Here is a 25,305-nt window from a genome sequence, read left to right as displayed (position 1 = left end):
CAGTACTGCTCGTCGTTGATCCGGATCGCTTTCTGATCGACCGCAACGCGATCCGGGCTCTCACCGTCAGCTGGCTGTAGATCGGCTTTCTGTACCCAATTGTGAACAGCAACACGACTTCGATCGACACCCAACTCCTCAAGAAGAATAACTGTATTCGAAAGTGATAGTCCAGCGAGATGGTGGCGAATACCCTTTTCAATGATCTCGCGGGGTGTCCGTTCTCGCTCCACAAACCCCAAGTCGATCCACTCGGTAGACTCGGTGAGGCGGGCGGTTTTCGGCATAGGCACTGAATCCTCGTCCCGCCTCATTCTTAACTTAACACCGCGGCCGCTGGCGGCCGTAGATTTATCAGTCGCCCCCTGTTAGCTTTACACACATATGGGCTTCGGTAGCTACGACGAGTCCGAACAGGAGAATCAGGACCTGGACGCGGACTTCGACGACGACGACGGCGTCCGGGCTGCCGAGGAGACCCACGAGGGATCCGTCGACTACGAGCCCGGCGCCTCGAACGACGAGCTTCTCGACCGGCTCCAGGAGATCAAAGCCGAGGACGCGTAGGTGCGTCCGCCGAGCCGCACGCTCGGCGTCGCCTTCTCTGACGCCCGCACCGCGAGCCACGCGGCCGGCGTCGTCGTCCGCGCCGACGGCACGCCGGACGGCTTCGCGTTCGCGCGGTGTACCGTCGGCGGGACGGACGCGACCGACGCGGTCCTCGACTGCTGGCGCGCGCTCGACCGCGAGGACGTCCGCCACGTCGCCTGCGCGGGCGTCGCGCCCGCGTGGTTCAACCTCCTCGATCTCGACCGACTCCGCGATGCGCTCGACCGGCCCGTCTACGCCGTGAGCTACGAGGCGAGCCCCGGGCTCGAACCGGCGCTGCGGGAGGCGTTCGACGGCGACGCCCTCGCCGACCGGCTCGCGACGTACCGGTCGCTCCCGCCTCGCGTTCCGGTCGACCCCTCGGACGCGGCCGACGACGAACCGGACGCCGACGAGCCCCGGTTCGTCCGCGCCGTCGGTATCGACCCCGAGCGCGCTGCCGCGGCCGTCAGGGGACTCACCCGCGACGGCGTCCGGCGCTGCGAGCCGCTCCGGATCGCGGCGCTCGCCGCGAGCGCGCACCGCGAGGCGGTGACGGGAGAGTGAGCCTCGGGGGCGCGGCCGCTCGACCGACGCAACTTAGACGACCGCGCCCGGAGCCATCGGTATGAGCGAAGACGGCGGCGACGGCGCCGCGCTCGATGAGGACCTCCGCGTACCGTCCTGCGAGCGGTGCCCGGCGCTGGTCGAGTCGCGGAGCCGGATCGTCGACGGGGTCGGCCCGACGGACGCGGACCTGCTGTTCGTCGGCGAGGGGCCGGGCGCCACCGAGGACGAGGAGGGCGAGCCGTTCGTGGGGCGGTCGGGCGACGTGCTCGACGAGGCGCTGCGGGACGCGGGGCTCGCCCGCGCCGACGTGCGGATCACGAACTGCGTGCGGTGCCGGCCGCCCGACAACCGGGACCCGACGACCGATGAGCTGGCGAACTGCCGCGGCCATCTCGAAAGCGAGATCGAGCGGCTCGCCCCCGAGCTGATCGTGACCCTCGGGAAGGTACCGAGCGAGCACCTCCTCGACCGGTCGGTGGCGATCACGGGGGAGTCGGGCGGCGTGGTCGACGCGCGGCTCGCCGGCGAGTCGCGGCGCGTACTCTTATCAGTCCACCCGGCGGCGACGCTGTACGACCGGAGCCAGCGCGACGGCTTCTTCGAGACGATCGCGCGGGCGGCCGAACTGAGCGGCGTCGGCGACCGGGAGGGGAGCGGCGGCGACGGCCAGTCCCGGCTGGGGGAGTTCTGATCCGGCGGTCGGACGCCGCCCGGACGCGACGGCCGTTCAGTATCTATATAGAAAACATAGAAAACGATTAGTCGCGCGAGCGAAAGTACCGCCTGTATGTCCGACAACAGGTGGTCGGCGGACCGGCGTACGTTTGTCAAGACAGCGGGTGCGGGCGGCGTGGTCGCGCTCGCCGGCTGTTCCGGCGGCGACGGAAGCGACGGCGGCGACGGAAGTGACGGATCCGACGGATCCGACGGCGGCACGGCCGGCGAGACCGACGACGTGCCCACGGCGCAGTTCGTGTTGAACCCGGCCGAGGCCGACGTCGCCATCGAGGAGCAGTACCAGCCGATGTTCGAGTACCTCGAGTCCGAGGTCGAGGTCGAGATCGAGCCGAGCCGCGCCGAGAGCTACACGGCGACGCTCCAGGCCATCCGCAACGATCAGGGCGAGATTGCCGACATCTCGCCGTCCGCGGTCATCGCCGGTGAGGACATCCTCGACATCGTCGGGATCCGGATCGCGTACGGCGCGGCCCAGTACTTCTCGACGATCACGACGACGCCCGACACCGGCATCGAGTCGCTCTCGGACCTCGGGGGCGAGCTCATCTACATGGGCGACATCCTCTCGGTGTCTGGCACGCTCGTCCCGCTCACGGTACTTCAGGACGCCGGGCTCGACATCGGTAACGCCCCGGACGGCGACGCGGCCGACTTCGACGCCGAGTACTCGGACCACACGACGGCGCGCGAGCAGATGGTCCAGCGCGACGACGTGATGGCCGCGACGACCGGCGCGTTCTCCTCCGCCCCGTACGTGCCCCAGGAGCAGTTCGAGGAGATGTCGCAGGACTTCGTCGACATCTCCGCCGAGTACTCTGGCGCCGGCGACGAGATCGAGGAGTCGGGCACCGAGCTACAGCTGCTCGCGGTCTCCGACCCGATCCCGCGCGCCCCGCTCGTGACGCGCTCCAACTGGGATAACTCCGTGAAAGGCGAGATCGAGGAGGCGATCTTGAACGTCGGGGAGGACGACCTCTCGCACGGCGACGATTACGACGGCGAGCCGCTGTGGTTCACCGGCGTTCAGGACGGGTCGATCGACGACTACGAGATGATCCGTACCGTGCTCGACCAGCTCGGTCTCGAGTTCGAAGACCTTTCGTAAACCCTCCGAAAACAGTATTTCGCCCTAATGAGCAGCATCACAGTCGAGGGACTAACGAAACGGTTCGGCGAGACCGTCGCGCTCGACGACGTCTCCTTCGAGGTCCCGGAAGGAGAGTTCGTCATCGTGCTCGGCGTCTCCGGTTCGGGGAAATCGACGCTCCTCCGATGTATGAACGGGCTCGAAACCCCCACCGAAGGCGAGATCCGGATCGGCGACACGCCCGTCGACGAGCCCCGCCCAGACATCGCGATGATCTTCCAGCAGCACAACATCATCGCGCAGATGAACGCCTACTCGAACGCGCTCACCGGCTCGCTCAACCGGAACACGTTTCTGGACTCGCTCTTCCAGCGACAGAGCGAGGAGGACAAGCTCCAGGCGCTCGACGCGCTCGACACGGTCGGGCTCTTAGACGAGGCCCAACAGAACGCCCAGCAGATGTCCGGCGGGCAACAGCAGCGCGTCGGGATCGCCCGGGCGCTGGTCCAGGACCCGACGATCCTCCTCGCCGACGAGCCGGTCGCGAGCCTCGACCCCGGCTCCTCACAGCAGGTGATGGGCTACCTCCGGACGGCCGCCGCCGACCGCGGCCTGACCGCCGTCATCAGCCTCCATCAGGTGAACCTCGCCCGGAAGTTCGGCGAGCGGTTCATCGGGCTCCGCGACGGCAAGAAGGTGTTCGACGGCTATCGCGACGAGTTCGACATGGACGTGATCGACGACATCTACGGCGACATCGACACCGAAGGCATGTTTGCGCCCGACGGCGAGGCCGACGACGGTCCCGGCTCGTCGGGCGGGTCCGATGACGCGTCGACGAAGCGAGCCACGGGCGGGGGGATGGGCCAATGAGCTACGGCGACAGCGTCCGCGACCGATACGAGGAGATCGTCCTCGCGCGGCGGGTCCGCGCGCTGGTGTTCCTCGTCGGGCTCGGCGCCCTCGCCGGCCTGTTCTACTACGCGCTCATCTCCGTCGGCTTCTTCGCGGCGAACATCCCGAACTACCTCCCGAACTTCCTCAACGCGCTGCGCGACTTCTTCCCGTTCTTCACGCCGGCGTTCCCGTTCATCGAGCCGAGCGGGTTCCTCGACTACTGGGCGTTCATCGACGAGCGGAACCTGATCTGGGGCGGCTTCGGCGGCGAGACGCCGCTCCTCGGCGAGGCCGGCATCACCCTCGCGATGGGCTTTGCCGGCACCGTGATGGGATTCCCGCTCGCGCTGCTTTTCGGCGTGCTCGGCTCCGGGCGCGTCACCCCGTTCCCGTTCAACTTCATCTTCCGCGGACTCATGTCCTCTATCCGCGCCATCCCGGCGCTCGTGTGGGGGCTTATCTACATCCCGCTCGGCGGGATCGGCCCGGTGACCGCGACGCTCGCGATCGCCACCGACACCGTCGGCAACCTCGGTCGCCTGTTCACGGACGAGCTCGAGGAGATCGAGGACGGGCCGATCGAGGCGATGGAGACGACGGGGGCGAACAAGCCCCAGCTCATCACCTTCGGGATGCTCTCGCAGGTGACGACGCCGTTTATCGCGTGGACGCTGTACATCTTCGAGATCAACGTCCGGATCGCCGTCTCGCTCGGCATCATCGGCGGCGGCGGGCTCGGCAACGTGCTCTCCGTCCAGCAGGGGCTCTTCCGGTTCACGAACATGATGGCGACGATCCTCGTCATCCTCGTGTTGATCATTTCCGTGGAGATCGTCTCCCAGCGGATCCGGTCGGCGCTCCGCGAGGGCGACGAGGCGCAGGGGATCGTGGCGCTGCTTCTCGGCTTCCCGCAGCGGATGGCCGAGGCGGCGCTGAAGTGAGCTGACCGCTCCCCGTTCCGGTTCGCCGACCGACCGTCCTCGGCTGTTCCAAGGGAAACCGACTTTTCCGTTCCCCTCCGAGGGGAGGTATGAGCACCTTCGAACCGCCCGCGGAGACGCTGGCGGACGTCGTCGTCGTCGACTACGGGCTCGGGAACCTCCGGTCCGCGACCCGCGGGTTGGAGCGCGCGGGCGCGGCCGTCGAGATCACCGACGACCCTGAGGCGTTCGCCGAGGCCGACGGCGTCGTCCTCCCTGGCGTCGGCGCGTTCCGCGAGGGGATGGAGAACGCCGGCCCGCTGCGCGAGGCGCTGACCGACCACGCCGCGGCGGGACACCCCCTCTTCGGGATCTGCCTCGGGATGCAGATGCTCCTGACGACGAGCGAGGAGGCGGACCACGAGGGCGAAGGCGAGGTGACCGGCCTCGATTTAGTCCCCGGAACCAACGTCCGGTTCGAGGTAGACCGGAAGGTGCCCCACATGGGCTGGAACGAGCTGGAGGTGACGCGCGACCACCCGATCGTCGAGGGGATAGACGGGGAGTACGCCTACTTCGTCCACTCCTACTACGCCGCGCCGGACGACCCCGACGCGGTCGTCGCCACCGCGGACTACGGCGTCGACTTCCCGGCGGTCGTCGCCAACGAGGCCGGCAACGTGTTCGGCACGCAGTTTCACCCCGAGAAGAGCGGCGAGACGGGGCTGAAGATCCTGCGGAACTTCGTCGAGTACTGCGCGGAGCGGTAGGCCGACTCCGCCGCGTCCAGCGTTGCGCGGTCGGCCGCGCCGGCCGCGTTATAAGTCGTCGTAGGGTCCGGGCTTGGCCGCGGTCAGTCGGTCGACCTGCTCGTCGGAGAGGTCGATCGTCGCGGCCGCGAGGTTCTCGCGCAGCTGGTCGACGGTGCGCGCGCCGACGATGGGCGCGGTGACGCCGTCGCGGTGCGCGAGCCACGCGAGCGCGGTCTGCGCGGGCGAGGCGTCGACCTCGTCGGCGACCCGATCGAGCTCGTCGTGGACGTCGAAGTTCTCCTCGGTGAGGTACGCCTCCTGGAACCGGCTCGACTCGGCCGCCTTCGAGTCGTCGGGGAGGTCGGCGTCGCGGTCGTACTTCCCGGTCAGGAAGCCCTGGCCGAGCGGGCTCCACGGAGAGACGGCGAGGTTCTGCTGCCGCGCGAACTCGAGGTAGTCCCCCTCGACCTCGCGGTCGACGAGGTTGTAGCGCGGCTGGAGGACCTTGAACGGCTCCCACCCCTCGCCCCGCGCGATCTCGTTTGCGCGGGCGACCTTCCAGGCGTTCGGGCGGAGCGTGGAGGCGCCGAGGTAGTGGACCTTCCCGGACTCGACGAGCCCGTTCAGCGTCTTCATCAGCTCGCGGGCGGGCGTCTCGTCGTCCCAGCGGTGGATGTAGAGGACGTCGATGTAATCGGTGTCGAGCCGGTCTAAGAGGGCGTCGACGCGGTGACGGACGTTCTTGCGGTTCGTGCCGCGGCTGTTCGGGTCGCCGTCGCGGATCTGCCAGTACACCTTCGAGGCGACCGTGTAGCGCTCACGGTCGCGCTCGGCGAGCCAGTCGCCGATCCAGCGCTCGCAGTCGCCGCCGCCGTACACGTCGGCGGTGTCGATGTACCGCCCGCCGGCGGTCTCGTAGGCGTCGAGCAGCTCGTGGGCCCGCTTCTCGTCGATCTCCAGGTTCCCTTCCTCCGTCACGCGGCCGAACCGCCACGTGCCGAACTGGAGTTCGCTCGTCCGCAGGCCGGTTCGGCCGAGCGGCACGGTTCCGAGATCGATCTCGTCGAGTTCGGGCGTCATCGTCGAACGGTTGTCGCGGTCGACGCAAAAAGCCTCAGCAACCGGATGCGGTGTGCGAACGTGTCACTCTCTCCGACGGCTACTCGCACGTCGCGGCGAAGTCCTCCTCCGCCGCGACCGCGGTACACACCGGACAGCCGGTCTGGAGTATCGTCTCCCGCATCGCGTCGTTGACCTCGATGGTCTGCTCGCAGTCCGGACAGGTGAAGTGGACGGTGGTCAACGGCGTTCCCTCTCAGTTCACGGATGCGCGGGCTGCGGACATAAATGGACGGTTCCGGGGCGGGGCGGCCGGCGGCGTCACTCGGTCCGCGGGACCGCGTACGCACCGACCGCGAGGAAGCCGGCCGCGAGCGCGGTCAACACCAGCAGGTCGCCGGCCCACGCGCCGCCCTCGAAGGTGATGGCGCGGGTCCCCCGCGCGAAGTACGTCAGCGGCGAGGCGGCGACCGCGGGCAGGAACCACTCGGGTAAAAGCGACGGCGTGACGAACGTCTCGGAGAGGAACAGCAGGGGGAGCGCGACCGTGTTGCTCGCGGCGATCACGCCGTCCTGCGAGTCCGCGAGCGCGCCGAGGACCGCGCCGAGCCCGCAGAACAGCGCCACCGCGACCGCGACGAAGACGGGCAGGGCGGCCAACGCGGGCGAGACGATGAGCGTCGCGTCGGTCACCGCCAGCACGAGCCCGAGGATGAGCAGGCTCGCGGCGCCGATGATCCCGACGTTGACGAGCGTGTGCGCGAGCAGCCACTCGGCCCGCGAGAGCGGGGTCGTCGCCAGCTTCTCGAACCGTCCACCATCGCGGTGGCGCGCGATCTCCGAGCCAACGCGCGAGAGGGGCGTAAAGAGGACGACGACCGCGAGGTAGCCCGGGATGTAGTAGCCCGCGGGCTCGGCGAAGAGGCCGCCCCCGGTCGGTTGGGTCCGGACCAGCGCGCCGAAGATGACGACAAGGATGACCGGGAAGAAGAATGTGAAGAACACCGCCGTCCGACGCCGGGTGAACGACCGCGCGGCCGCGACGGCCTCCGTCCGGATCCGGCCGAGGCGGGTCATCGGTCGCCTCCGTCCGGCGCCGCGTCGTCGGCTGCGCGGCCCCCGTCCGGCGCCGCGTCGTCGGCTGCGCGGCCCCCATCCGGCGCCGCGTCGTCGGCTGCGCGACGCCCCTTGCCGCCCGCCTCGTCAGGCAGTCCGCCGTCCCCCCGCCGCGCGTACTCCTCGCCGGTGAGCCGCAGGTAGACGTCTTCCAGCGACGGCTCCGACCACGAGAGCGAGTCGAAGGCGACGCCGGCGGCGTCGAGCGCGTCGACCGCGGCGCCGATCGCTTCCGGCCGGACGCCGCGCACCCGGAGCCCCTCGTCGGTCGCCTCGACGGTCGGGTCGTCGCCGAGGCGCTCGCGGACGCCGGCCGCGACGGCCTCGACGGCCCCCTCGGTCGTCGGTTCCGCGGTCGCCGCGTCGAGCCGCGGGGCGCCGCCGTGCTCGGCGACCAGTCGGTCGGGCGCGCCGCTCGCGACCACCCGCCCCTCGCGGAGCAGCGCGACCCGGTCGGCGAGCCGCTCGACCTCGTCCATCGCGTGGCTCGTGAGGAAGACGGTCGTGCCGCCGGCCGCGAGCCGCTCGATCAGCCGGTGGATCGCCCGCCGGCCGGCGGGGTCGATCCCGGTCGTCGGCTCGTCGAGGAAGAGGAGGTCGGGGTCGTTGACGACCGCGGTCGCGACGCAGGTCCGGCGCTTTTGGCCGCCCGAGAGCGTCTCGTACCAGGCGTCCGCGTCGTCGGCCATCCCCACGTCCTCGAGGACCGACTCGGTGTCGCGGGCCGCGTCGTAGAGCCCGCCGTAGTAGTCGACCAGCTCGCGGGCCGTGAGCCGCGCGGGCGGGTCGAACGACTGCGGGAGCAGCCCGATCCGGGCCGGGTCGACGGCTCCCGGCGGCGCGCCGAAGACGCGCAGGTCGCCCTCGGCCTCGGTGGTGCCGGTGAGCGCGCGCACCAGCGTCGTCTTCCCGGCGCCGTTGGGGCCGATGAGCCCGAACACCTCGCCGGCCGCGACGTCGAGGTCGACCCCGTCGAGCGCGTCGACGTCGCCGTACGACTTGCGAACCCCCTCCCCGACGACAACGGGGTCGGCCGCGGGGCCGCCCGGAGTCGCCCCGTCGGCGGGGGCGTCGACCGCGGCGTCGGTCGCTGTCTCGTCCATGCGATCGGATGCGGCCGCGGCGCGCGTAAGGGTTGCTCTTCGGCGGCGACACGCCCCGATCAACCGCCGTTCGGCGCGTGCCGGTGAGCGCCGCAATGCGGCGCGAACCGCACGCGCGAGGGAGTCGCGAGCGCTTTTAAGCGCGAGCGACGAGGCTGGGGAGGCGTGGGGTGCTGTGCGGTGCGGGGCGGGACTCAAAGGGGCAGTCGCGAGGCCGCCGTAGGCGACGTAAGCACTGGAACGAGGGAGCGAACGAAGTGAGCGACCGAGTGAAGCGCGCAGCGAGCGTACGGCGGCCTCGCGGCTGGGGCTTTGGAGGTGTTCGCCGCGGATCTGTTCTCAGTTATTTATAAGTGACCGACTGGGGCTTCGGCGGTCGTCGTGGTTCCGAGACCGATCTGGTCCGGCCCCGCGGCCCGAGCGCCGACGGTTGCGCTCTCGACACCGACCGGGTCCCATCGACGTTCCACGCACTCGACCACCTCGTCCCGGTCCGTTACGCCTAAGCGACGCGCTCCCGACCCACGGGACATGCACTACCACGAGGCGGCGGCGTTCCTCTTCGACCTCCGCCGCTTCTCGGTCAAGCCCGGCACGGAACGGGTAGCGGCGCTGTTAGCCCACCTTGACGACCCGCAGGAGGACGTGCCGTTCGTCCAGATCGCCGGCTCGAACGGCAAGGGGAGCGCGGCGCGGCTGACCGAGTCGGTCCTCCGCGAGGCGGGGTTATCGGTGGGGCTGTACACCTCTCCGCACCTCTCCGCGCTCGCCGAGCGGGTCCGCGTCGACGGCCGGCAGATGACCGAGGCCGCGATCGCCGACTTCGTCGCCGAGGTGCGCCCGTGGCTGATAGAGCGGGCGGCCGCCGGCGAGCCGCTCACCTTCTTCGAGGTCGTGACGGCGATGGCGATCCGCGAGTTCGCGCGGCGCGAGGTCGACGTGGCGGTCTTGGAGGTCGGCCTCGGCGGCGAGTACGACGCGACGAGCGCGGTCGACCCCGTCGCGACCGCCGTGACGAACGTCTCCTTAGAACACACCGCGGTCCTCGGCGACACGGTGGAGGAGATCGCCCGCACCAAGTCCCGGATCGCTCGCCCGGACGCCCCCTTCGTCACCGCCTGCGAGGGCGAGGCGCTCGACGTGGCCCGCGAGGTCGCGGGCGAGGCCGGCGCGCCGGTGACGCGGGTGACCGGCGACGGCGACGCAGACGAGCGGGAACCGGACGACGAGGCCGACGAGACCGACGACTCGCCCGCCTTCGCGGCGACCTACGAGGGCCGGGTCAGCGCCACCGACGCCGAGGTGACCCTCGCCGGCGAGCGTGAGGGGACCTACCGGATCCCGCTCGTCGGCCGCCACCAGGCAGCGAACGCGGCGGTCGCCGTCGCGCTCGCGGACCGAACCGCGACGGCGCTGGAGACCGACCTCCCGGACCGCGCCGTGCGCGACGGCCTCGCGCGGGCGACGTGGCCCGGCCGGTTCGAGGTGATCGACACGGCGCCGCTGACCGTGCTGGACGGCGCGCACAACCCCGCCGCCGCCCGCACGCTCGCCGCGACGCTCGACGAGTACGACTACGACGACCTCCACCTCGTGTACGCCGCGATGCACGACAAAGACCACGCGGAGACGGCCGCGGCGCTCCCGGACGCGGCGACCGCCGTCACCTGCCGGCCCGCGATCGACCGCGCCGAGGACCCCGACGTGCTCGCCGCGGCGCTGCGCGCCGCGGGCGTCGACCGCGTGACGGCGGGCGACGACGTGGCGGACGCGCTCGCCGACGCCGTCGACCGCGCCGACGACGGTGACTGCGTGCTGCTCGTCGGCTCGCTGTTCGCAGTCGCCGAGGCCCGGGCGGCCCGGACGCGAACGGTCCGCCAGCGCGGGGTTCGCGGCGGCGACGACGCGGCCCACGCGCTCGACACCGCCGGGGTCCCGCCGACGGGGGTCGCGACCCACCGCGACGGCGTCGACCACCGCGTTCTCACGCTCCGGCTGCGCGGCGACCGCGCCGAGCGCGTCGCGGCCGAGGCCCGGGCGGTCGGCGGCGACGCGGCGCTCGGCGGCCTCGGCGCGGGCGAGGACCGAGGGGCTGGCGGCGAGCAGGTCCCCGTCACCGTCGCGGGGACGGTCGCCGAACTCCGCGCGCTCGTCGACCGGCTCGCGGCGGCCGACGCTGGCGGACTCGGGGGCGTGGCGGTCGACCTCGCGGCGGCGGCCGAGCTCGACGAGGCCGGCGAGGCCGAGACAGGCGGTGACGCGACCGACGACGCCGACCCCGACTACCCGTGGACCGACCGTACCGCGGTGATGGGTGTGCTCAACGTCACGCCGGACTCCTTCCACGACGGCGGGCGCCACGCTGACCTCGACGACGCGGTCGCGGGCGTCGAGCGGATGGTCGACGCGGGGGTCGATATCGTTGACGTCGGCGGCGAGTCGACCCGGCCGGGCGCGGACCCGGTCCCGGCCGAGGCGGAGATTGAGCGCGTCGTCCCGACGATCGAGGCGATCCAGTCGGTGCCCGCGGTCGACTCCGGGGAGGTGCTGGTCTCGGTCGACACGCGGAAGCCGGCGGTCGCCGAGGCTGCGCTCGACGCGGGCGCGGACGTCATCAACGACGTGACGGGGCTGGAAGACCCGGAGATGCGGTCGGTCGTCGCCGACGCCGACTGCCCGGTGATCGTGATGCACAGCCTCGACGCGCCGGTCGACCCGGACGCCGACCCCGAGTACGACGACGTGGTCGGCGAGGTGGTCGACGCGCTGCGCGAGCGCCTCGCGCTGGCCGACACGGCCGGCATCGACCGCGACCGCGTCATCGTCGACCCCGGGCTCGGCTTCGGGAAGTCGCCGGCGGAGGACTTCGAGCTGCTCGCGCGCTGCGGGGAGTTCGCGGCGCTCGGCTGCCCGGTCCTCGTCGGCCACTCGCACAAGTCGGTGTTCGGCGCGGTCGGGCGCGACGCCGGCGACCGCGAGCACGCGACGGTCGCGGGCACCGCGCTCGCCGCCGACCGCGGCGCCGACATCGTCCGGGTCCACGACGTCGCCGAGAACCGTGCGGCGGTCGACGTCGCCGCGGCGGTGAACGGATCGCTTCGCGACGACGCGCTTCGCGGCGGCGCGCTCCGCGGCGGCGAGGACGCGGAGTGACCCGGAACCCGCGTCCGGTCCCGGCCTCGCGTCGCGCCGACGGCAGCGTTTTGCCTCGCGGTCCCGTCGCGCCGGTATGACCCGACGCCTGCTGCTGGGCTGTAGCGCGGTCGGGAACGCGCTCGTCGAACACGCCCGCGACGAGCGCGGCGGGCGCGACGACCTGGTGGCGATCACCGACGACACCGGCTGGGTGTCGACGCTGCGCGACCGCAACGTCGCGACCGTCGAGGCCGACCCGACCGACCCCGAGAGCTATCCCGACAGCGCCGCGGTCGTGCTTGTCGCGAGCGACGACGCCGCGCGCAACGTCGCCGCGGCGCGCGCGGCCCGGGAGCGGTACCCGGACGCGATGATCGTCGCCCACCTCGGGGCGGCGCCGACCGACGAGCAGCGCGCGGCGGTCGAGGCCGTCGCCGACCGCGTGGTCGACCCCGCCGAGGCGGTCGCGGGTCGGGTCTTCGAGGCGGTCGGCCTCGACGACGACCGCGGCGCCGCCCGGGATGCTTCCGACGCCGTCGGGGAGTTCCCCGGTGCTGACGCTGGGCGCGGCGAGAAGCCGGCTCGGCTGCTCGCGACGCTCCGTGGGCTCTCGGGACCGCTGCTGGTCGTCGCGCACGACAACCCCGACCCGGACGCCATCGCGAGCGCGCTCGGGCTGGCGCGGATCGCGGCGTCGATCGGCGTCGAGGCGGACGCCTGCTACGGCGGCGAGATCGCCCACCAGGAGAACCGCGCGCTGGTGAACCTCCTCGACATCGGGCTCCGGTCGTTCGACGAGATCGACCTCGACGCGTACGGCGGCGTCGCCTTGGTCGACCACTCCCGTGCGGGGATCAACGACAGCCTCCCCGAGGGGCACCCGGTCGACGTCGTCATCGACCACCACCCGCCGCGGGGGCCGGTTGCGGGGTCGTTCCTCGACGTCCGCCCCGCGGTCGGCGCGACGAGCACGCTAATCGCCGAGTACCTCTCGCGGTACGGGATCGCGCCGGAGCGGGACCTCGCCACGGCTCTCTTATACGGCATCCGTATCGACACGAAGGACTTCACGCGCGCGACCGCAATCGACGACTTCGAGGCGGCGGCCGCGCTGCTCGCGCACGCCGATGAGTCGACGCTCGAACGCGTCGAGAGCCCGAGCGTGAGCCCCGAGACGCTGCGCGTGCTCGCGGCCGCTATCGAGAACCGCGACGTCCGCGGGTCGGTGGCCGCCTCCTGCGTCGGCGAGATATCCGACCGCGACGCGCTCGCGCAGGCGGCCGAGCGGCTCCTCGATTTAGAGGACGTGACGGTGACGTTCGTCTACGGCTACACGGACGGCGTTATCTACGGCTCCGCCCGCGCCCGCGGCGCCGACCTCGACGCGGGCGAGCTGCTTCGCGACGCGCTCGACCCCGTGGGCTCGGCCGGGGGCCACGCCTCGATGGCCGGCGCGCAGGTCCCGCTCGGTATCCTGAGCGAGGTCTCAGAGTCGGAGTCGCTGCCGGAGGTCGTCGAGGCGTTCGTCGCCGGGCGGTTCTTCGAGGCGCTCGAAGACGCCCCCGCGCAGCCGACCGGGCTCCCGCCGGAGTTCCCGACCGACTGAGTCGGGGGCATGCGAACTAGTCCCATGGCGGCGTGCGAACCGGTCCCGCTGCGGCGCAAGACACTCGTCGATCGCTGTCGATATCCTCCCCGTCGCCGCCATGTCCGACAGCCTCTACGACGAGCGCCCGCGGCTGTACGACGCGATCCAGTCCGAGTGGGACTACGACCGCGACGTCGACTTCGTGTCCGACGCGCTCGCCGACCGCAAGATCGACCCCGAGCGCCTGCTGGAGGTCGGCTGCGGGACCGGCGAGCACACGCGCCGATTCGCGGCCCGCGGCGTCGACATCACCGCGGTCGATGTCCACGAGGGGATGTTGAACGTCGCGCGCGAGAAGTGCGCCGCCCTCGATTCGGACGCCGGAAGCGGTGACGTCGACTTTCGCCGAACCGGCCTTCCGGACCCGGACCTAGACGACTCGGAACCGTTCGACGCGGCCGTCGCGATCCGCGGGGTCGTGAATCACCTCCCGCCGGGCGACCTGGACCCCGCGCTCGCCGCGCTCCGCGACCGACTGCGGCCGGGCGGCGTCCTCGTCTTCGACAACTCGCCGCTGCCGCCCGAGGGAAATCGTCCGGGCCTCGACGTCGGTCGCGACGCCGCTGACGCGATCGAGTACGTCCGCGTCGCGCACCACGTCGCGACCGACGACGGGCGCCTCGACTGGCGCGCGGTGACGTTCACCCCCGACGGCGATCCCTTCGTCGACCGCCGCCGGATGACGCCGTTCGCCGACGAGCGGGTCGCCGACGCGCTCGCCGCGGCCGGGTTCGACGGCGTCGACGTCGCGGACGGGTACGGCCCCGGAGACGAGCGGAGCGTGTTCGTCGCGGTGCGGTAGGGTGGTAGGGTGGTCGTCGGAGCGTGGGAGGGCGGTCGTCGGAGCGTGGGAGGACGGTTGTGCGGGAATCGCGCAACGGTCGCAACGTACATACGACGCGCCGGCCAACTGATGGATATGACCGACGACATCGTCGAACACCGTCGACTGATCATCGCCGGCACCGGTATCTCCGGGCTCTCGGCGGCGATCTACGCCGCTCGCTCGAACAACGACCCCCTGCTCATCGAGGGCGACGAGCCGGGCGGCCAGCTCACGCTGACGACCGACGTGGAAAACTACCCCGGCTTCCCCGAGGGGATCTCCGGGCCGCAGCTGATCAACGACATGAAAGCGCAGGCGAAGAAGTTCGGCGCCGAGTCGCGCAACGGCGTCATCGAGGACGTCTCGAAGGCGCCCGCGGGCCACTTCCGCGTCGAGCTCTCGGACGGCGACGCCTACACCGCCGACGCCGTCATCGCCGCGTCGGGCGCCAGCGCCCGGACGCTGGGCGTCCCGGGCGAAGAGGAGCTGATGGGGTACGGCCTCTCGACGTGTGCGACCTGCGACGGCGCGTTCTTCCGCGACGAGGACATGCTCGTCGTCGGCGGCGGCGACGCCGCGATGGAGGAGGCGAACTTCCTGACGAAGTTCGCGGACACGGTGTACGTCGCGCACCGCCGCGAGGAGTTCCGCGCCGAGGACGTGTGGATCGAGCGCACGATGGAGAAGGTCGACGACGGCGAGATCGAACTGCTCCTCAACACCGAGCTCACCGAGATCCACGGCACCCCCGAGGACGGGATCGAGCACGTGACGCTCGTCGAACACCCGGACGGCCACCCGACGGAGAAGCTCGACGACCCGGCGACCGCCGACGAGGTCGACGAGTACGAGTTCGACGTGGGCGCCGTTTTCTACGCCATCGGCCACACGCCGAACACGGACTTCCTCGAAGGGACGGGGATCGAGACCGACGACGACGGCTACCTGATCACCGAGGGCGGCCGCGGCGGGAACCAGACCGCCACCGGCGTGGAGGGGCTCTTCGGTGCCGGCGACGTGGTCGACTTCCACTACCAGCAGGCGGCCACCGCGAGCGGGATGGGCGTGAAGGCCGCGCTCGACGCCGACGAGTACCTCTCCGAGCGCGAGCGCGCCGGCGAGCTGTACGAGGGCGAGGTCGACGCCGCGGCCGCGGACGACTAGGACTCGTTTGCCAACGCCGATATTTATAAACGATCGTCCGGCTCCGTCTTCAGCGGTCGGCGACTGATTGGCTGCGGACCAACCGTTTACTTATGCTTGATGGGCTGTGGATCCTTGGCGAACGCTTCCAAGATCCCAGCCGATCGTTTATAAATAGCCGACTACGAATTGTCTGCGGACACCTCCAAAGCCCCAGCCGCTTGGTTATAAATGGCTGACAGTAGATCGACGGTGAACACCTCCAAAGCCCCAGTCGCGAGAGCGGCGCACGCTCGCTGCGGTCCTCGGTCACTCGCTTCGCTCGTTCTCTGCGGTCCTTACGTCGCCTGCGCCGCTCTCGCGACTGCCCCTTTGAGTCCCGCACCGCCCCGCACCGCACAGCACCTCACGCCTCCCCAGCCTCGTCAGTCGCCTCCGCTTCGCTCCGGCAACTGACTCCCTCGCGGGCTGGCTCGCGGCCGCCGAAGGCGGCCGCTCGCAGGCGCGCCACCGCAGTTTCATTTATAAATAGCCGCTGCGCGTCTCGACGGGTCATTCTTCCGTCTCCTTCCAGTCGCCCGAGTTCCCTTCCCTAAACTCCCCCTTGGCGTGGCGCTCGTGGGGCCAGAAGGTGAGGGCCAACAGCGCGACGTAGAACGCGGCCACGGCGACGACCACGGCAGTCCCGGGAATGCGGTCGATTCCGGCCGTCGTCAGCCACTCTTGCCGCGGCGCGAACGCCGTGATTCGGAACACCCACGCGACTAAGAGGACGCTGAGCAGCGCGGCGTACACGCTCTGGAGTCGATTCGCGAGCGCCTCGTACATCGACACCTTCAGCGTCGGCCTGCGGTAGTCCCTGCTCAGTTCCGCCCGCCAGTCGTGGTTCTCGGTGCCTTGAGACGGGTCGAGGGCGTTCGCGAACAGGTTCTCCTGGATGACTCGAACGCGAGAGCGGAACACGTCGTAGTCCCGGTACCGCCGCGCCTCGATACCCAGAAAGACGGTGACGACGACGATCCCGACCAGCAGGACGTAGTGCGGGTTCCCGGCGCTCGAAAACGCCCACGTCAGGATCGCCGCCATCAGCGTCACCGCCCACGTCGTCGTCTCGTCGAGGCGCTGGCGCCACGTCCCCACCCTGTCGATCTCCCCGCGATAGGCGTGGGCCATCATCGAACCGAGCCCCGTGCTGTCGTCGATCATCTCGCGGCCGATCTCCCGTTCGTCCGGCGCCGCCGGGTCGAACTCGTCGCTACTCGAATCGCTCATGGCGCACAGACGGGTCCTCGCCGTAAAAGCGGACGTGGTGGTACGCTCCCTGAAACTCACGTATATGGGGGAATAAACCGTTTTTGGCCATCAAATAGTCGATTCTGATCATCAAAAAATTGGTTCCGGTCACCGAATAGTTGGTTCCGGTCACCGAATAGTTGGTTCCGGTCACCGAACGGTTGGTTCCGGTCGTCGAGCGGCCGGCCACAGTCGCCGAACGGTCGATTCGCCGCCGTTACGACAGAATCTCGACCTCGTACCCGTCGGCTTCGAGCGCGTCGACGATGTCGGCGGCGTGTTCGGCGTCGTCGGTCTCTAATTCGAGTTCGAGTTCGGCGGCGTTGACGGCCACGTCCCGCGAGGTGCGGTCGTGGTGGACCGCGTACACGTTCGCGCCGGTGCGCGCGACGATACTGGAGACGCGCTCTAATTCGCCGGGCCGGTCTTTTAAGTCGATCGTGATCTTGAGGTACCGGCCCATCTGGACGAGCCCCCGGCGGATCACGGTCCCGAGGCGGTTGAGGTCGATGTTGCCGCCGCAGAGCGCGGCGACGACCGTCTCGCCGTCGTCGTACTCGAAGGCGTCCGAGAGGACGGCGGCGAGCGCGACCGCGCCCGCGCCCTCCACGAGCGTCTTCGCGCGCTCCAAGAGCAGCGTGAGGGCTAAGGCGATCTCGCGGTCGTCGACGGTGACGACCTCGTCGACGTACTCCTCCATGACGTCGAGCGTCCCCTCGCCGACCGACCGCGTCGCGATCCCGTCGGCGATCGTGTCGACGCTGTCGATCTCCGTGACCTCGCCCGCCTCGAGCGACTTCGCGGCCGAGGCCGCGCCCTCCGCCTGAACGCCGACGACGCGGGCGTCGGGGAGCTGTTCTTTGATCGCGACCGCGACCCCCGAGATCAGCCCGCCGCCGCCGATCGGGACCACGACGGTGTCGAGCTCGGGACAGTCGTCGACGATCTCCAAGCCGAGCGTCCCCTGCCCGGCCATCACGACCGGGTCGTCGAACGCGTGGACGTAGGTGCGCCCCTCCTCGCGCTCCAGCTGGTGCGCGTACGCTTGCGCCTCGTCGTAGTCGACGCCCTCCAGGCGGACGCTCGCGCCGTACCCGCGGGTGGCCTTCACCTTCGAGACGGGCGCGAACTTCGGCATCACGACGGTGGCGTCGACGCCTGCGCGGCTGGCCGCCAGCGCGACGCCCTGTGCGTGGTTGCCCGCGCTCGCGGTGACGACGCCGGCCTCCCGCTCCGCGTCCGAGAGCGTCCGGATCCGGTTCATCGCGCCGCGGATCTTGAACGCGCCGGTCCGCTGGAAGTTCTCTAACTTGAGGTGGAGGTCGGCGCCGCTCATCTCCGAAAAGGAGCGCGACCGCTCCAGGGGCGTGTGCCGGGCGACGCCCGAGACCCGCTCGCGCGCCTCGCGGATGTCGGCAAGACTGAGCATGCCACCTCGTCGCCGCGCCGACCGCTAATCGGTTCCGGTCGGTCTCGACCGAGGAAAGACGGCGAGCGGCCGCGGCGCCGCGGTCGCCGCGTCGTCCGGCATGGCGATCCGGACCGACTGCGCGGCGATCCGGACCGACGGCCCAGCGGCTCGCGGTTGATAAGGGGGGGGAATGCACGCGTGTGACGTGCGAGTAAAACGAAGCGACGGGAATACAAAAAGGTGAGGCTACCAGAGCGAAAGTGAAACCGCACGACTGCGGCGCCGTCATCGCTCCGTCAGACGGGATCTCGGTGGGTGAGCCGCACCCGCACGCCGCGCTCGTCGAGGACCGACCGCACCCGCTCGGCGAACGGGCCGGACCCGGGCCACGTCGCGTCCGCGTCGAGGCGGTCGGGGTCGCCGACGTACACCGCGGCCGTCTCCGGGTAGTCGGCCGTAGCGTCGAGCGGCACGGGCTCGCGGACGTACAACCCGCCGTCGACGTCCTCGTACGCGTCGAGCGCGTCGACCGCCTCCGTCCGGAGAAGCCGTCCCGCGGTCTCGCCGCCCGGCGCGAGCGTCGGGTACCGCCCCTCGACGAGGCGGAGGCCGTCGAGCGTCGCGGGCCCGACGAAGACGAACGAGTCCGCCACCTCGGCGACCGCGTCGGGCTCGGTCAGGGTCCCGTACACGAAGACGTCCATGGGGCCCGTGGGTCGCTCGCGGGCTTCAACGTTCGGGCGCGACGCGACGGGGACCCCTGCGGCGTCACGTTCCGACGCCGGGTTCCGGCGACGCCGACCGGCTCCGGTATATCAATACCGCGGGGGTCCGTCGAAGGCGACGCATGGACTTCCCGCGGCTGCGGCGCGTCTGGCGGCGCGTGTTCTCGCTCGCGTGGCCCGTGATGGCCGAGCAGACGTTCCGCACCGCGATGCGGACGACCGACGTCTTAGTCACCGCGCTGTTCTCGCCGGCCGCGGTCGTCGCCATCGGGCTCGCGGACCTGTACGCCCGGTTCCCGCTGCGGATCGGGCTCGGCCTCGGCGGCGGCGCCATCGCGCTCTCCTCGCAGGACACCGGCGCCGGCGCCGCGGAGAACCGCGACGAGGCGGTGACGCAGGCGATTCTGCTCGGCGCGCTCGCGGGCGTCCCGTTCGTCCTCTTCGGCTTCCTCTTCGGCGAGCTCGCGATCGACGTGTTCGGCCGCCTCGTCGGCGAGGAGACCTCGCCCGCTGTCGTCGACCTCGGCTCGACGTACCTCGCGATCGTGTTCGCGACCGCCCCCGCGCGCCACGTCGCTCTGGTCGGCGCCCGCGCGCTTCAGGGGACCGGAGACACCCGGACACCGATGTACGTCAACATCGCCGCCAACTCCGTCAACATCGCCGGGTCGGTCGTTCTCGGGCTGGGCCTGTTCGGCCTCCCGCGGCTGGAGGTCGTCGGCGTCGGCCTCGCGACCGCGGGCGCTAACGTGCTCACGGCCGGGCTGCTCTGTTTCGCCGTCTGGGGGTCGTGGACCGACGCGGAGTTCGCGCGGCCGCGCGACCTCACGATCGCGAAGCAGCTCCTCGTGGTGAGCGCCCCCCGCGTCTTGGAGGGGTTCGGCTCCGAAATCGCGGAGTTCCCGTTCAACGCGCTCCTCTTAGGCTTCGGCGAGACGGTCAACGCCGGCTTCCAGATCGGCCGCCGCGTCTACCAGCAGGTGACCGGTCCGCTCTCTCGCGGGTACAACGTCGCGGCGTCGATCCTGGTCGGGCAGGCGCTCGGCGAGGGCGATCCGGAGGCGGCGCGGTTCAACGGGTGGGCGGTCGCGAGCCTCGGCGTGCTCACGGTCGGCGCGATCGGGCTCGGGCTCGTCGTCGCCGCCCCCCGTGCCGTTCCGATCTTCACCGACGACGCGGCGACGGTCGCGTCCGCGGTCGACTTCGCGCGGGTGTACGGGATCGCCGGCGCCGCCCTCGCCTGCTTCTCCGCGCTCTCCGGCTCGCTACAGGGCGCCAGCGAGACCCGGATCCCTCTCGTCGCGCGCGTCTCAGGCATGTTCGCCCTCTTCCTGGGACTCTCGTGGCTGCTCGGTCGCACCGCCGGGTTCGGTCCCGAAGGCGCGTACGTCGGGGTGTTCGCCGCCTACGCCTGGATGGCGCTCGTCGTCGCCGCCGGCTTCCGCTACTCGGGCTGGGCGAGCCGCGCGGCGGACATGATGGACGCGCGGGGATCCGGGCCGGGCGCCGAGTCCGACGCGGAGCCGGGGGCCGAATCCGACCCCGCGCCGGGCGAAAACTCCTCGTAGGCGACGCCGTCGCGGCGACGGAAGCGCCGACGTCGCGGCCGTTTCTGCCCGCTTACGGCTCGCCGCCGAGCGACTCCTGTTCGGATCCCGGGTCGCCCCTGAGCCGCCGGCGGCGCTTGTCGTAGGCGGCCTCCAGCTTCGCGTTCGTCGCCCGCGAGACGAGGTAACAGTCCGCGTCGCCGTCGTCGCGGGGGTGCGCGCTCGCGACCCAGACGTGGCCGTCGCCGGCCGAGAGATCGTCCGCCCACCGCTCGGCGGCCGCGCGGCTCTCGAACGCGTGGCGGGTCCCGTCTTCGAAGACGAGCCGTCCCACCTTCGCGTTCCGCTTGCGGGCCGAGGGTTTGATCGCGACGACGACGCTCACACCCCGAGGTCGGACGCCATCAGGTAAAAACCTCGTCAGACGCCGGCGCGCCCGCCCGTCGCTCAGTCGTCGGCGACGGCGCCCGGCTCGGCGTCCGCCGCGTCCGCCTCCGCGGCCAGCAGGCGGTCGAGCCCGTCGACCATCCCGACGACGCTCGCGCGGGTGATGTCCGCGTCGGACGCCGAGACGCTCACTGAGCGGTCGCCCCGCGAGAGGTCGACCTCGACGGTGACGACCGCGTCCGTGCCGCCCGTGATGGCGTCCACGTGGTAGGAGTCGAGCTCGAAGGCGACGCCGTCGCTTTCGGCCCCCTCTCCGTCTCCCCGCTCGTCGCCGCCGTCGCCCGCGAGCGCCGCGCGGACCGCCTCGAGCCCGGCATCGACCGGGCCGGCGCCGGTGCCGGAGGCGACGCGCTCCTCGTCGCCGACCCGGAGCCGCACCGAGGCGGTCGGGAGGTTGCCGCCGGAGGACGCCGAGAGGTCGACGAGCTCGACGTGGCGCTCGCGCTCGCGCCCGCGGACGTCGTCGGCGACCGCGAGGAGGTCGGCGTCGGTGACGCGCTTCCCGCGCTCGCCGAGCTCTTTGACGCGGGCGACGACCTCGCGCAGCTCGTCGTCGTCGACCGCCACGTCGTGCTCGGCGAGCGCGGCCTTCACCCCGGCGCGGCCCGCGTGCTTGCCTAAGACGAGCCGGCGCTCGCGGCCGACCGTCTCCGGCGGGTACGGCTCGTACATCGTCCCGTCCTTGAGCGTGCCGTCGGTGTGGATGCCGGACTCGTGGGCGAAGGCGTTGGCGCCGCAGACGGCCTTGTTCGGTGGGAGCGCGACGCCCGTCGCCTCCGAGACGGTCCGGCAGAGCCGGTAGAGCCGGGAGAGCTCGACGGTGTCGACGTCGTACGAGCGGTCGAGCGCGACCGCGACCTCTTCGAGGGCGACGTTGCCGGCGCGCTCGCCGACGCCGAGGACGGTGCCGTGGACGGTGTCGGCGCCCGCCTTCAGCCCCGCGTGGACGTTCGCCAGCCCGAAGCCGAGATCGTCGTGGGTGTGGAGGCTCGTCGGGCCGAGGTCGGCGAGCCGCGAGACGACCGCCGCGGTGCGCTCGGGGTCGGCCGCGCCCACCGTGTCGCAGTAGCAGATCCGGTCCGCGCCGGCGTCGAGGCCGGAGCCGAGCAGGCGTTCGAGGTAGTCGAGGTCGGCCCGCGAGCCGTCCTCGCCCAGCACCTCCACCCACAGGCCGTGATCCTTCGCGTACTCGACGAGCTCGACGGTCGTCTCGACGACCTCGTCGCGGGTCGACCCCACCTTCGTCTCGACGTGCTTGTCGGAGGCGGGGACGACGAGGTTCACCCCGTCGACGCCGCAGTCGAGCGCGTGGTCGACGTCCTGCTTCACGCCGCGGGCGAAGCTCGTCACGGTCGCGTCCAGTCCCTCGTCGGCGACCCGGCGGATCGCCTCGCGCTCACCTTCCGAGGTACACGCCGAGCCGGCCTCGACCAGGTGGACGCCGGCGGCGTCGAGCTCGCGCGCGACGTCGACCTTCTCGCCGGGGGATAAGGAGACGCCCGGCATCTGTTCGCCGTCGCGTAAGGTGGTGTCTAACAGCTGTACCTCGTCGAGTTCGGTGAGCGGTGTTCGGGTCAAAAGGTGGTCCGTCGGCTCTGCGGTGGTCTCGGGGTCGGTGCCGCCGCGGGGCGGTCGTGCCCCGGAGTCGTTATCGTCGGAGAATTTCGCGGCCAGCCGCCGCGAGGCGACTTCCTCTATCCTCCGAACGATCGCGAGTGTCTCGCGTCATTCGTACCCGTGCGGATGCCGCACACACATATAAACTGCCGGGTCGCGTCAGGTATGACCGACCGATCGTCGGCGCGGCCCGGGGAGTCACCGAGGAATCCTCGATGCGGCTCGTCGACGATCTCGCGGCGCGGCTCGCCGACAGCGTTAGGGGCTCCCCCTGAGAGCGACCCCCATGGAGCGAGTCGCGATCGACGACGTCGACGTCGTCACGAACCCCATGGACGTCCACGACCACCGGAAGCCGGTCTCGCGCGCGCTCGGAACGGACCACGTCGCGATGAACTACTTCGAGCTCGCGCCCGGCGACGCGTTCTCGGGCGGCCTCCACACCCACGACGACCAGGAAGAAATATTCTATATCATCTCCGGCACCGCGGCGTTCGAGGTCGGCCGCGAGCGCGAGCGGGTCGCGGTCGGCCCCGACGAGCTGATCCGGTTCGCGCCCGGCGAGTTCCAGTCCGGATTCGTGCCCGCGGACGCCGACGAGGGGGTGGTCGCGTGGGCGATCGGCGCGCCCGGCGCGCGCCACGACTGGGACCAGATCGAATCGATCGTCGACTGCCGCGACTGCGGCGAAGAACGGGTCCAAGACACGGAACTCACCGACGAAGGTCGGTTCCGCTTCACCTGTACCGAGTGCGGTACGTCGTTCTCGCCGTAGAGTCCCTCGCAGCGCTCGGTGACGGCCGCCCCGCGCCGTATCACCCGGTTCAGCCGAGCAGCGACCGGATCGACCGCCGCCGCGTCCCGCACTCTCCGCGGTAGTCGCAGGGCTCACAGCGGTCGTCGTCGACGCGCGGCGGCGGGCCGTCGATCGACCGCGCCGCGCGGAGCGCCTCGCGGTACGCCGCCTTCTTCCGCAGCGTCAGTCGGACCTCGCGGACGACGCCCACCGCCGGATACTCGACTAAGGCCCGATCGATCTCCCGCTCGCGCTCCCACGCCAGCGCCTTCGCGAGCCCGACCGCGCGGACCGCCTGCGGCTCCCACACGCCGTTCGCCGGCGGCTCGCCCGAGGAGACGAGCGTCGGGATCGGCGGCGGTGACGGCGCAGCCTCGTCCGACTCTTCCGTTCCTGCGGCCGGCTCCAAGACCTTGTGAACGGTGCCGTGGCAGTCCTTTCCTGACAGGAACCCACGCTCGATCGCGGGATCGACGAGGCTCCCGTACTCCTCGCGCTTGCGCAGGCGGTCCAGATTCCGGCGGTAGGCGGCCGGCGACCGGTGAAGGGGTAGCCGCCGCAGCACTCGATCCGGCGCGTCGACCAGTTCGTCGTACCGGAACGCGAGGTCGATGCGCTCGCGCGCCTTCGGCGGGACGCTGCGCTCGTCGTCGCGCCGAACGTAGTAGAGCTGTCGGGGGCAGTACGCCGCGCGGGCCAGGTCGCTGAATGGGACGAGGGTCACGCGACGGGCTGGCCGCGGCATCGTTTATAAATAGAACTGCGGTGGCGCGTGCCTGCGAGGCCGCTCTGCGGCCGAGCAGCACGCGCGAGGGAGTCAGTCGCCCGGAGCAACGCGGAGGGCGACTGACGAGGCTGGGGAGGCGTGAGGCTGCGGTGCTGTGCGGTGGGGTGGGACTCAAAGGGGCAGCCGGGAGGCGGGCGCAGGCGACGTAAGCACCGCAGGAACGAGCGAAGCGAGTGACGAGGAGCGCAGCGAGCGTGCGCCCGCCTCCCGGCTGGGGCTTTGGAGGTGTTCACCGCCGGATCGCAGTTGGCTATTTATAAGAGAGCGGCCGGAGATTTGGAAGTGTTCACCGACGATCCACAGCCAATTGTTTATAAAGAGACGTCCGTCTCGATATCCTCGGTCGCCTCGCGGAGGCCGTCCTCGCGGGCGTCGCTCGCGAGCGACCCCTCGATGTCGGCGTCAGTGAGGAGGTCGCGGAACGCGTCGCGGAAGCGGTCGTTCGCCCGCGTGGAGGCGATGTCGGTGCGCGCGACCGCGGCGTACCGAGCGACACCGTCCGGCGCGGCGCCCAACTGCTCGGCGCACTCGACGATGGAGTTCCCGGCGGCGGTGAGCCGCTTCAGGTCGGCGTAGTTGAACGGTGGGTCTCCGCTCTCGTCGGGCGCCTCGACCTCCCGGTCCGACTCGCGGACGAGGTGGAGGTCGAGGCGCGCCTTGCGGACCGTCTCGGCGTCGACGTCCTCGGGGTCGACCACGGCGTCGCCGTCGACTTCGGCGTCGCCGTCCGCGTCCTCGCGCTCCCCGAGCCCGTCCCGGATCGCCGCCGCGATCGCGGCGTCCTCCGCGTCGTCGAACCGGCCGCGGGCGACCAGCGCGTAGGCGTCGTCGCCGAGCGGCGTCGAGAAGCCGTACCGTTCGCGCATCGCGGCGACGAGCTCGCGGACCGCGTCGTCGACTGCCTCGTCGTCGCGGTCGACGAGAGTGCCGCGGTCGTCCGCCTGCCGCTCGGTGACGCTCTCCGACCCGGTGGCCTCGACGAACAGATCGCGGAGTTCGGCGGTCTTCTCGTCCATGGGGTTTTGACTACGCGGGCAGGGTGGAAAAGCCTCGCGTCGGCATCTCGTCCGCTCTGGTGGCGCGGCGCCCGCTCGGGCGTC

Annotated in this window: 24 protein-coding genes and 1 pseudogene; 13 read left to right on the top strand and 12 right to left on the bottom strand. The window is 71.1% G+C overall.

Annotated features, from left to right (window positions below; genetic code table 11):
* Window positions 1-287, bottom strand: a pseudogene (locus F3H13_RS14905) (IS6 family transposase); the annotation flags it as partial.
* A 97-nt stretch (window positions 288-384) separates the two neighbouring features.
* Between F3H13_RS14905 and F3H13_RS14900 the strand changes: the two are divergent.
* The 7 genes from F3H13_RS14900 (at window position 385) to hisH (ending at window position 5,570) form a co-directional block, all read left to right on the top strand.
* The gene (locus F3H13_RS14900; protein WP_149799787.1) at window positions 385-567 is read left to right on the top strand and encodes a DUF5786 family protein; all 183 of its coding nucleotides are present in this window, start codon (window positions 385-387) and stop codon (window positions 565-567) included.
* The gene (locus F3H13_RS14895; RefSeq protein WP_149799786.1) at window positions 568-1,155 is read left to right on the top strand and encodes an endonuclease dU; all 588 of its coding nucleotides are present in this window, start codon (window positions 568-570) and stop codon (window positions 1,153-1,155) included.
* Between the two features lie 61 nt (window positions 1,156-1,216).
* Complete coding sequence (locus tag F3H13_RS14890) at window positions 1,217-1,849, top strand: uracil-DNA glycosylase (RefSeq protein ID WP_149799785.1); 633 nt, start codon at window positions 1,217-1,219, stop codon at window positions 1,847-1,849.
* 96 nt (window positions 1,850-1,945) lie between these two features.
* Complete coding sequence (locus tag F3H13_RS14885) at window positions 1,946-3,001, top strand: PhnD/SsuA/transferrin family substrate-binding protein (protein ID WP_149799784.1); 1,056 nt, start codon at window positions 1,946-1,948, stop codon at window positions 2,999-3,001.
* 27 nt (window positions 3,002-3,028) lie between these two features.
* Entirely contained in the window at window positions 3,029-3,856 is an 828-nt protein-coding gene (phnC, locus tag F3H13_RS14880) for a phosphonate ABC transporter ATP-binding protein (protein ID WP_149799783.1), read from the top strand.
* Window positions 3,853-4,821: a phosphonate ABC transporter, permease protein PhnE gene (gene phnE / locus F3H13_RS14875; RefSeq protein ID WP_149799782.1), complete on the top strand. Its 969-nt coding sequence runs from the start codon at window positions 3,853-3,855 to the stop codon at window positions 4,819-4,821. The genes phnC and phnE overlap by 4 nt, the downstream gene beginning before the upstream one ends.
* A gap of 89 nt (window positions 4,822-4,910) precedes the next feature.
* Complete coding sequence (hisH, locus tag F3H13_RS14870; protein WP_149799781.1) at window positions 4,911-5,570, top strand: imidazole glycerol phosphate synthase subunit HisH; 660 nt, start codon at window positions 4,911-4,913, stop codon at window positions 5,568-5,570.
* Between the two features lie 48 nt (window positions 5,571-5,618).
* Here the strand turns inward: hisH and F3H13_RS14865 are convergent, their stop codons facing one another.
* From F3H13_RS14865 to F3H13_RS14850, 4 genes are all read right to left on the bottom strand, one after another.
* A complete protein-coding gene (locus tag F3H13_RS14865) occupies window positions 5,619-6,632 on the bottom strand; it encodes an aldo/keto reductase (protein WP_149799780.1) in 1,014 nt (337 codons plus the stop codon).
* 79 nt (window positions 6,633-6,711) lie between these two features.
* Window positions 6,712-6,855, bottom strand: coding sequence for a DUF7560 family zinc ribbon protein (locus tag F3H13_RS14860; RefSeq protein WP_149799779.1), 144 nt, complete (start codon window positions 6,853-6,855; stop codon window positions 6,712-6,714).
* Window positions 6,856-6,932: 77 nt separating this feature from the next.
* Window positions 6,933-7,688, bottom strand: a complete 756-nt coding sequence (locus F3H13_RS14855) for an ABC transporter permease (protein ID WP_149799778.1) — start codon at window positions 7,686-7,688, stop codon at window positions 6,933-6,935.
* Window positions 7,685-8,830: an ABC transporter ATP-binding protein gene (locus F3H13_RS14850; protein WP_149799777.1), complete on the bottom strand. Its 1,146-nt coding sequence runs from the start codon at window positions 8,828-8,830 to the stop codon at window positions 7,685-7,687. The genes F3H13_RS14855 and F3H13_RS14850 overlap by 4 nt, the downstream gene beginning before the upstream one ends.
* A gap of 531 nt (window positions 8,831-9,361) precedes the next feature.
* Between F3H13_RS14850 and folP the strand changes: the two genes are divergently transcribed.
* From folP to F3H13_RS14830, 4 genes are all read left to right on the top strand, one after another.
* Window positions 9,362-11,983, top strand: coding sequence for a dihydropteroate synthase (folP, locus tag F3H13_RS14845; protein ID WP_149799776.1), 2,622 nt, complete (start codon window positions 9,362-9,364; stop codon window positions 11,981-11,983).
* A 76-nt stretch (window positions 11,984-12,059) separates the two neighbouring features.
* Window positions 12,060-13,571 (top strand): DHH family phosphoesterase, encoded by a 1,512-nt coding sequence (locus F3H13_RS14840; protein ID WP_149799775.1) that lies wholly within the window; start codon window positions 12,060-12,062, stop codon window positions 13,569-13,571.
* A 100-nt stretch (window positions 13,572-13,671) separates the two neighbouring features.
* Window positions 13,672-14,415 (top strand): class I SAM-dependent methyltransferase, encoded by a 744-nt coding sequence (locus F3H13_RS14835; RefSeq protein ID WP_149799774.1) that lies wholly within the window; start codon window positions 13,672-13,674, stop codon window positions 14,413-14,415.
* A gap of 117 nt (window positions 14,416-14,532) precedes the next feature.
* Complete coding sequence (locus F3H13_RS14830) at window positions 14,533-15,603, top strand: NAD(P)/FAD-dependent oxidoreductase (protein ID WP_149799773.1); 1,071 nt, start codon at window positions 14,533-14,535, stop codon at window positions 15,601-15,603.
* A gap of 531 nt (window positions 15,604-16,134) precedes the next feature.
* On the opposite strand, the gene F3H13_RS14825 is transcribed toward F3H13_RS14830, so the two are convergent.
* The 3 genes from F3H13_RS14825 to F3H13_RS14815 form a co-directional block, all read right to left on the bottom strand.
* Window positions 16,135-16,854, bottom strand: coding sequence for a DUF2270 domain-containing protein (locus tag F3H13_RS14825; RefSeq protein ID WP_149799772.1), 720 nt, complete (start codon window positions 16,852-16,854; stop codon window positions 16,135-16,137).
* Window positions 16,855-17,092: 238 nt separating this feature from the next.
* On the bottom strand, window positions 17,093-18,304 hold the full coding sequence (ilvA, locus tag F3H13_RS14820; protein ID WP_149799771.1) for a threonine ammonia-lyase: 1,212 nt from the start codon (window positions 18,302-18,304) through the stop codon (window positions 17,093-17,095).
* 278 nt (window positions 18,305-18,582) lie between these two features.
* Window positions 18,583-18,990 carry a gamma-glutamylcyclotransferase family protein gene (locus F3H13_RS14815; protein WP_149799770.1) on the bottom strand — a complete coding sequence of 136 codons (408 nt, stop codon included), beginning with the start codon at window positions 18,988-18,990 and terminating at the stop codon, window positions 18,583-18,585.
* A gap of 143 nt (window positions 18,991-19,133) precedes the next feature.
* On the opposite strand from F3H13_RS14815, the gene F3H13_RS14810 reads away from it, so the two are divergent.
* Window positions 19,134-20,579: an MATE family efflux transporter gene (locus F3H13_RS14810; RefSeq protein ID WP_149799769.1), complete on the top strand. Its 1,446-nt coding sequence runs from the start codon at window positions 19,134-19,136 to the stop codon at window positions 20,577-20,579.
* A gap of 52 nt (window positions 20,580-20,631) precedes the next feature.
* Here F3H13_RS14810 and F3H13_RS14805 read toward each other — a convergent pair whose 3' ends face one another.
* Complete coding sequence (locus F3H13_RS14805; protein ID WP_149799768.1) at window positions 20,632-20,943, bottom strand: hypothetical protein; 312 nt, start codon at window positions 20,941-20,943, stop codon at window positions 20,632-20,634.
* Window positions 20,944-21,005: 62 nt separating this feature from the next.
* Entirely contained in the window at window positions 21,006-22,583 is a 1,578-nt protein-coding gene (locus tag F3H13_RS14800) for an alpha-isopropylmalate synthase regulatory domain-containing protein (RefSeq protein WP_149799767.1), read from the bottom strand.
* Between the two features lie 325 nt (window positions 22,584-22,908).
* Between F3H13_RS14800 and F3H13_RS14795 the strand changes: the two genes are divergently transcribed.
* A complete protein-coding gene (locus F3H13_RS14795; protein ID WP_149799766.1) occupies window positions 22,909-23,397 on the top strand; it encodes a cupin domain-containing protein in 489 nt (162 codons plus the stop codon).
* Window positions 23,398-23,446: 49 nt separating this feature from the next.
* Here F3H13_RS14795 and F3H13_RS14790 read toward each other — a convergent pair whose 3' ends face one another.
* A complete protein-coding gene (locus F3H13_RS14790; protein ID WP_149799765.1) occupies window positions 23,447-24,142 on the bottom strand; it encodes a CRISPR-associated protein Cas4 in 696 nt (231 codons plus the stop codon).
* Between the two features lie 374 nt (window positions 24,143-24,516).
* Complete coding sequence (locus tag F3H13_RS14785) at window positions 24,517-25,221, bottom strand: hypothetical protein (RefSeq protein ID WP_149799764.1); 705 nt, start codon at window positions 25,219-25,221, stop codon at window positions 24,517-24,519.
* Between the last annotated feature and the right edge of the window lie 84 nt (window positions 25,222-25,305).

The sequence above is a fragment of the Halorubrum xinjiangense genome, from assembly GCF_900102375.1.
GTDB classification, from domain to species: domain Archaea; phylum Halobacteriota; class Halobacteria; order Halobacteriales; family Haloferacaceae; genus Halorubrum; species Halorubrum xinjiangense.
The sequence above is the reverse complement of the archived record's forward strand: the minus strand, read 5'-3'. Positions and strand labels throughout refer to the sequence as shown.

Excerpts from the sequence above, each read along its gene's own strand:
- F3H13_RS14785 (WP_149799764.1), bottom strand. The coding sequence starts at position 25,221 with ATGGACGAGAAGACCGCCGAACTCCGCGATCTGTTCGTCGAGGCCACC.
- F3H13_RS14835 (WP_149799774.1), top strand. The coding sequence starts at position 13,672 with ATGTCCGACAGCCTCTACGACGAGCGCCCGCGGCTGTACGACGCGATC.
- F3H13_RS14815 (WP_149799770.1), bottom strand. The coding sequence starts at position 18,990 with ATGGACGTCTTCGTGTACGGGACCCTGACCGAGCCCGACGCGGTCGCC.
- folP (WP_149799776.1), top strand. The coding sequence starts at position 9,362 with ATGCACTACCACGAGGCGGCGGCGTTCCTCTTCGACCTCCGCCGCTTC.
- F3H13_RS14825 (WP_149799772.1), bottom strand. The coding sequence starts at position 16,854 with ATGAGCGATTCGAGTAGCGACGAGTTCGACCCGGCGGCGCCGGACGAA.
- F3H13_RS14855 (WP_149799778.1), bottom strand. The coding sequence starts at position 7,688 with ATGACCCGCCTCGGCCGGATCCGGACGGAGGCCGTCGCGGCCGCGCGG.
- F3H13_RS14850 (WP_149799777.1), bottom strand. The coding sequence starts at position 8,830 with ATGGACGAGACAGCGACCGACGCCGCGGTCGACGCCCCCGCCGACGGG.
- ilvA (WP_149799771.1), bottom strand. The coding sequence starts at position 18,304 with ATGCTCAGTCTTGCCGACATCCGCGAGGCGCGCGAGCGGGTCTCGGGC.
- F3H13_RS14900 (WP_149799787.1), top strand. The coding sequence starts at position 385 with ATGGGCTTCGGTAGCTACGACGAGTCCGAACAGGAGAATCAGGACCTG.
- F3H13_RS14810 (WP_149799769.1), top strand. The coding sequence starts at position 19,134 with ATGGACTTCCCGCGGCTGCGGCGCGTCTGGCGGCGCGTGTTCTCGCTC.
- F3H13_RS14865 (WP_149799780.1), bottom strand. The coding sequence starts at position 6,632 with ATGACGCCCGAACTCGACGAGATCGATCTCGGAACCGTGCCGCTCGGC.
- phnE (WP_149799782.1), top strand. The coding sequence starts at position 3,853 with ATGAGCTACGGCGACAGCGTCCGCGACCGATACGAGGAGATCGTCCTC.
- F3H13_RS14885 (WP_149799784.1), top strand. The coding sequence starts at position 1,946 with ATGTCCGACAACAGGTGGTCGGCGGACCGGCGTACGTTTGTCAAGACA.
- phnC (WP_149799783.1), top strand. The coding sequence starts at position 3,029 with ATGAGCAGCATCACAGTCGAGGGACTAACGAAACGGTTCGGCGAGACC.
- hisH (WP_149799781.1), top strand. The coding sequence starts at position 4,911 with ATGAGCACCTTCGAACCGCCCGCGGAGACGCTGGCGGACGTCGTCGTC.
- F3H13_RS14840 (WP_149799775.1), top strand. The coding sequence starts at position 12,060 with ATGACCCGACGCCTGCTGCTGGGCTGTAGCGCGGTCGGGAACGCGCTC.
- F3H13_RS14890 (WP_149799785.1), top strand. The coding sequence starts at position 1,217 with ATGAGCGAAGACGGCGGCGACGGCGCCGCGCTCGATGAGGACCTCCGC.
- F3H13_RS14830 (WP_149799773.1), top strand. The coding sequence starts at position 14,533 with ATGACCGACGACATCGTCGAACACCGTCGACTGATCATCGCCGGCACC.
- F3H13_RS14795 (WP_149799766.1), top strand. The coding sequence starts at position 22,909 with ATGGAGCGAGTCGCGATCGACGACGTCGACGTCGTCACGAACCCCATG.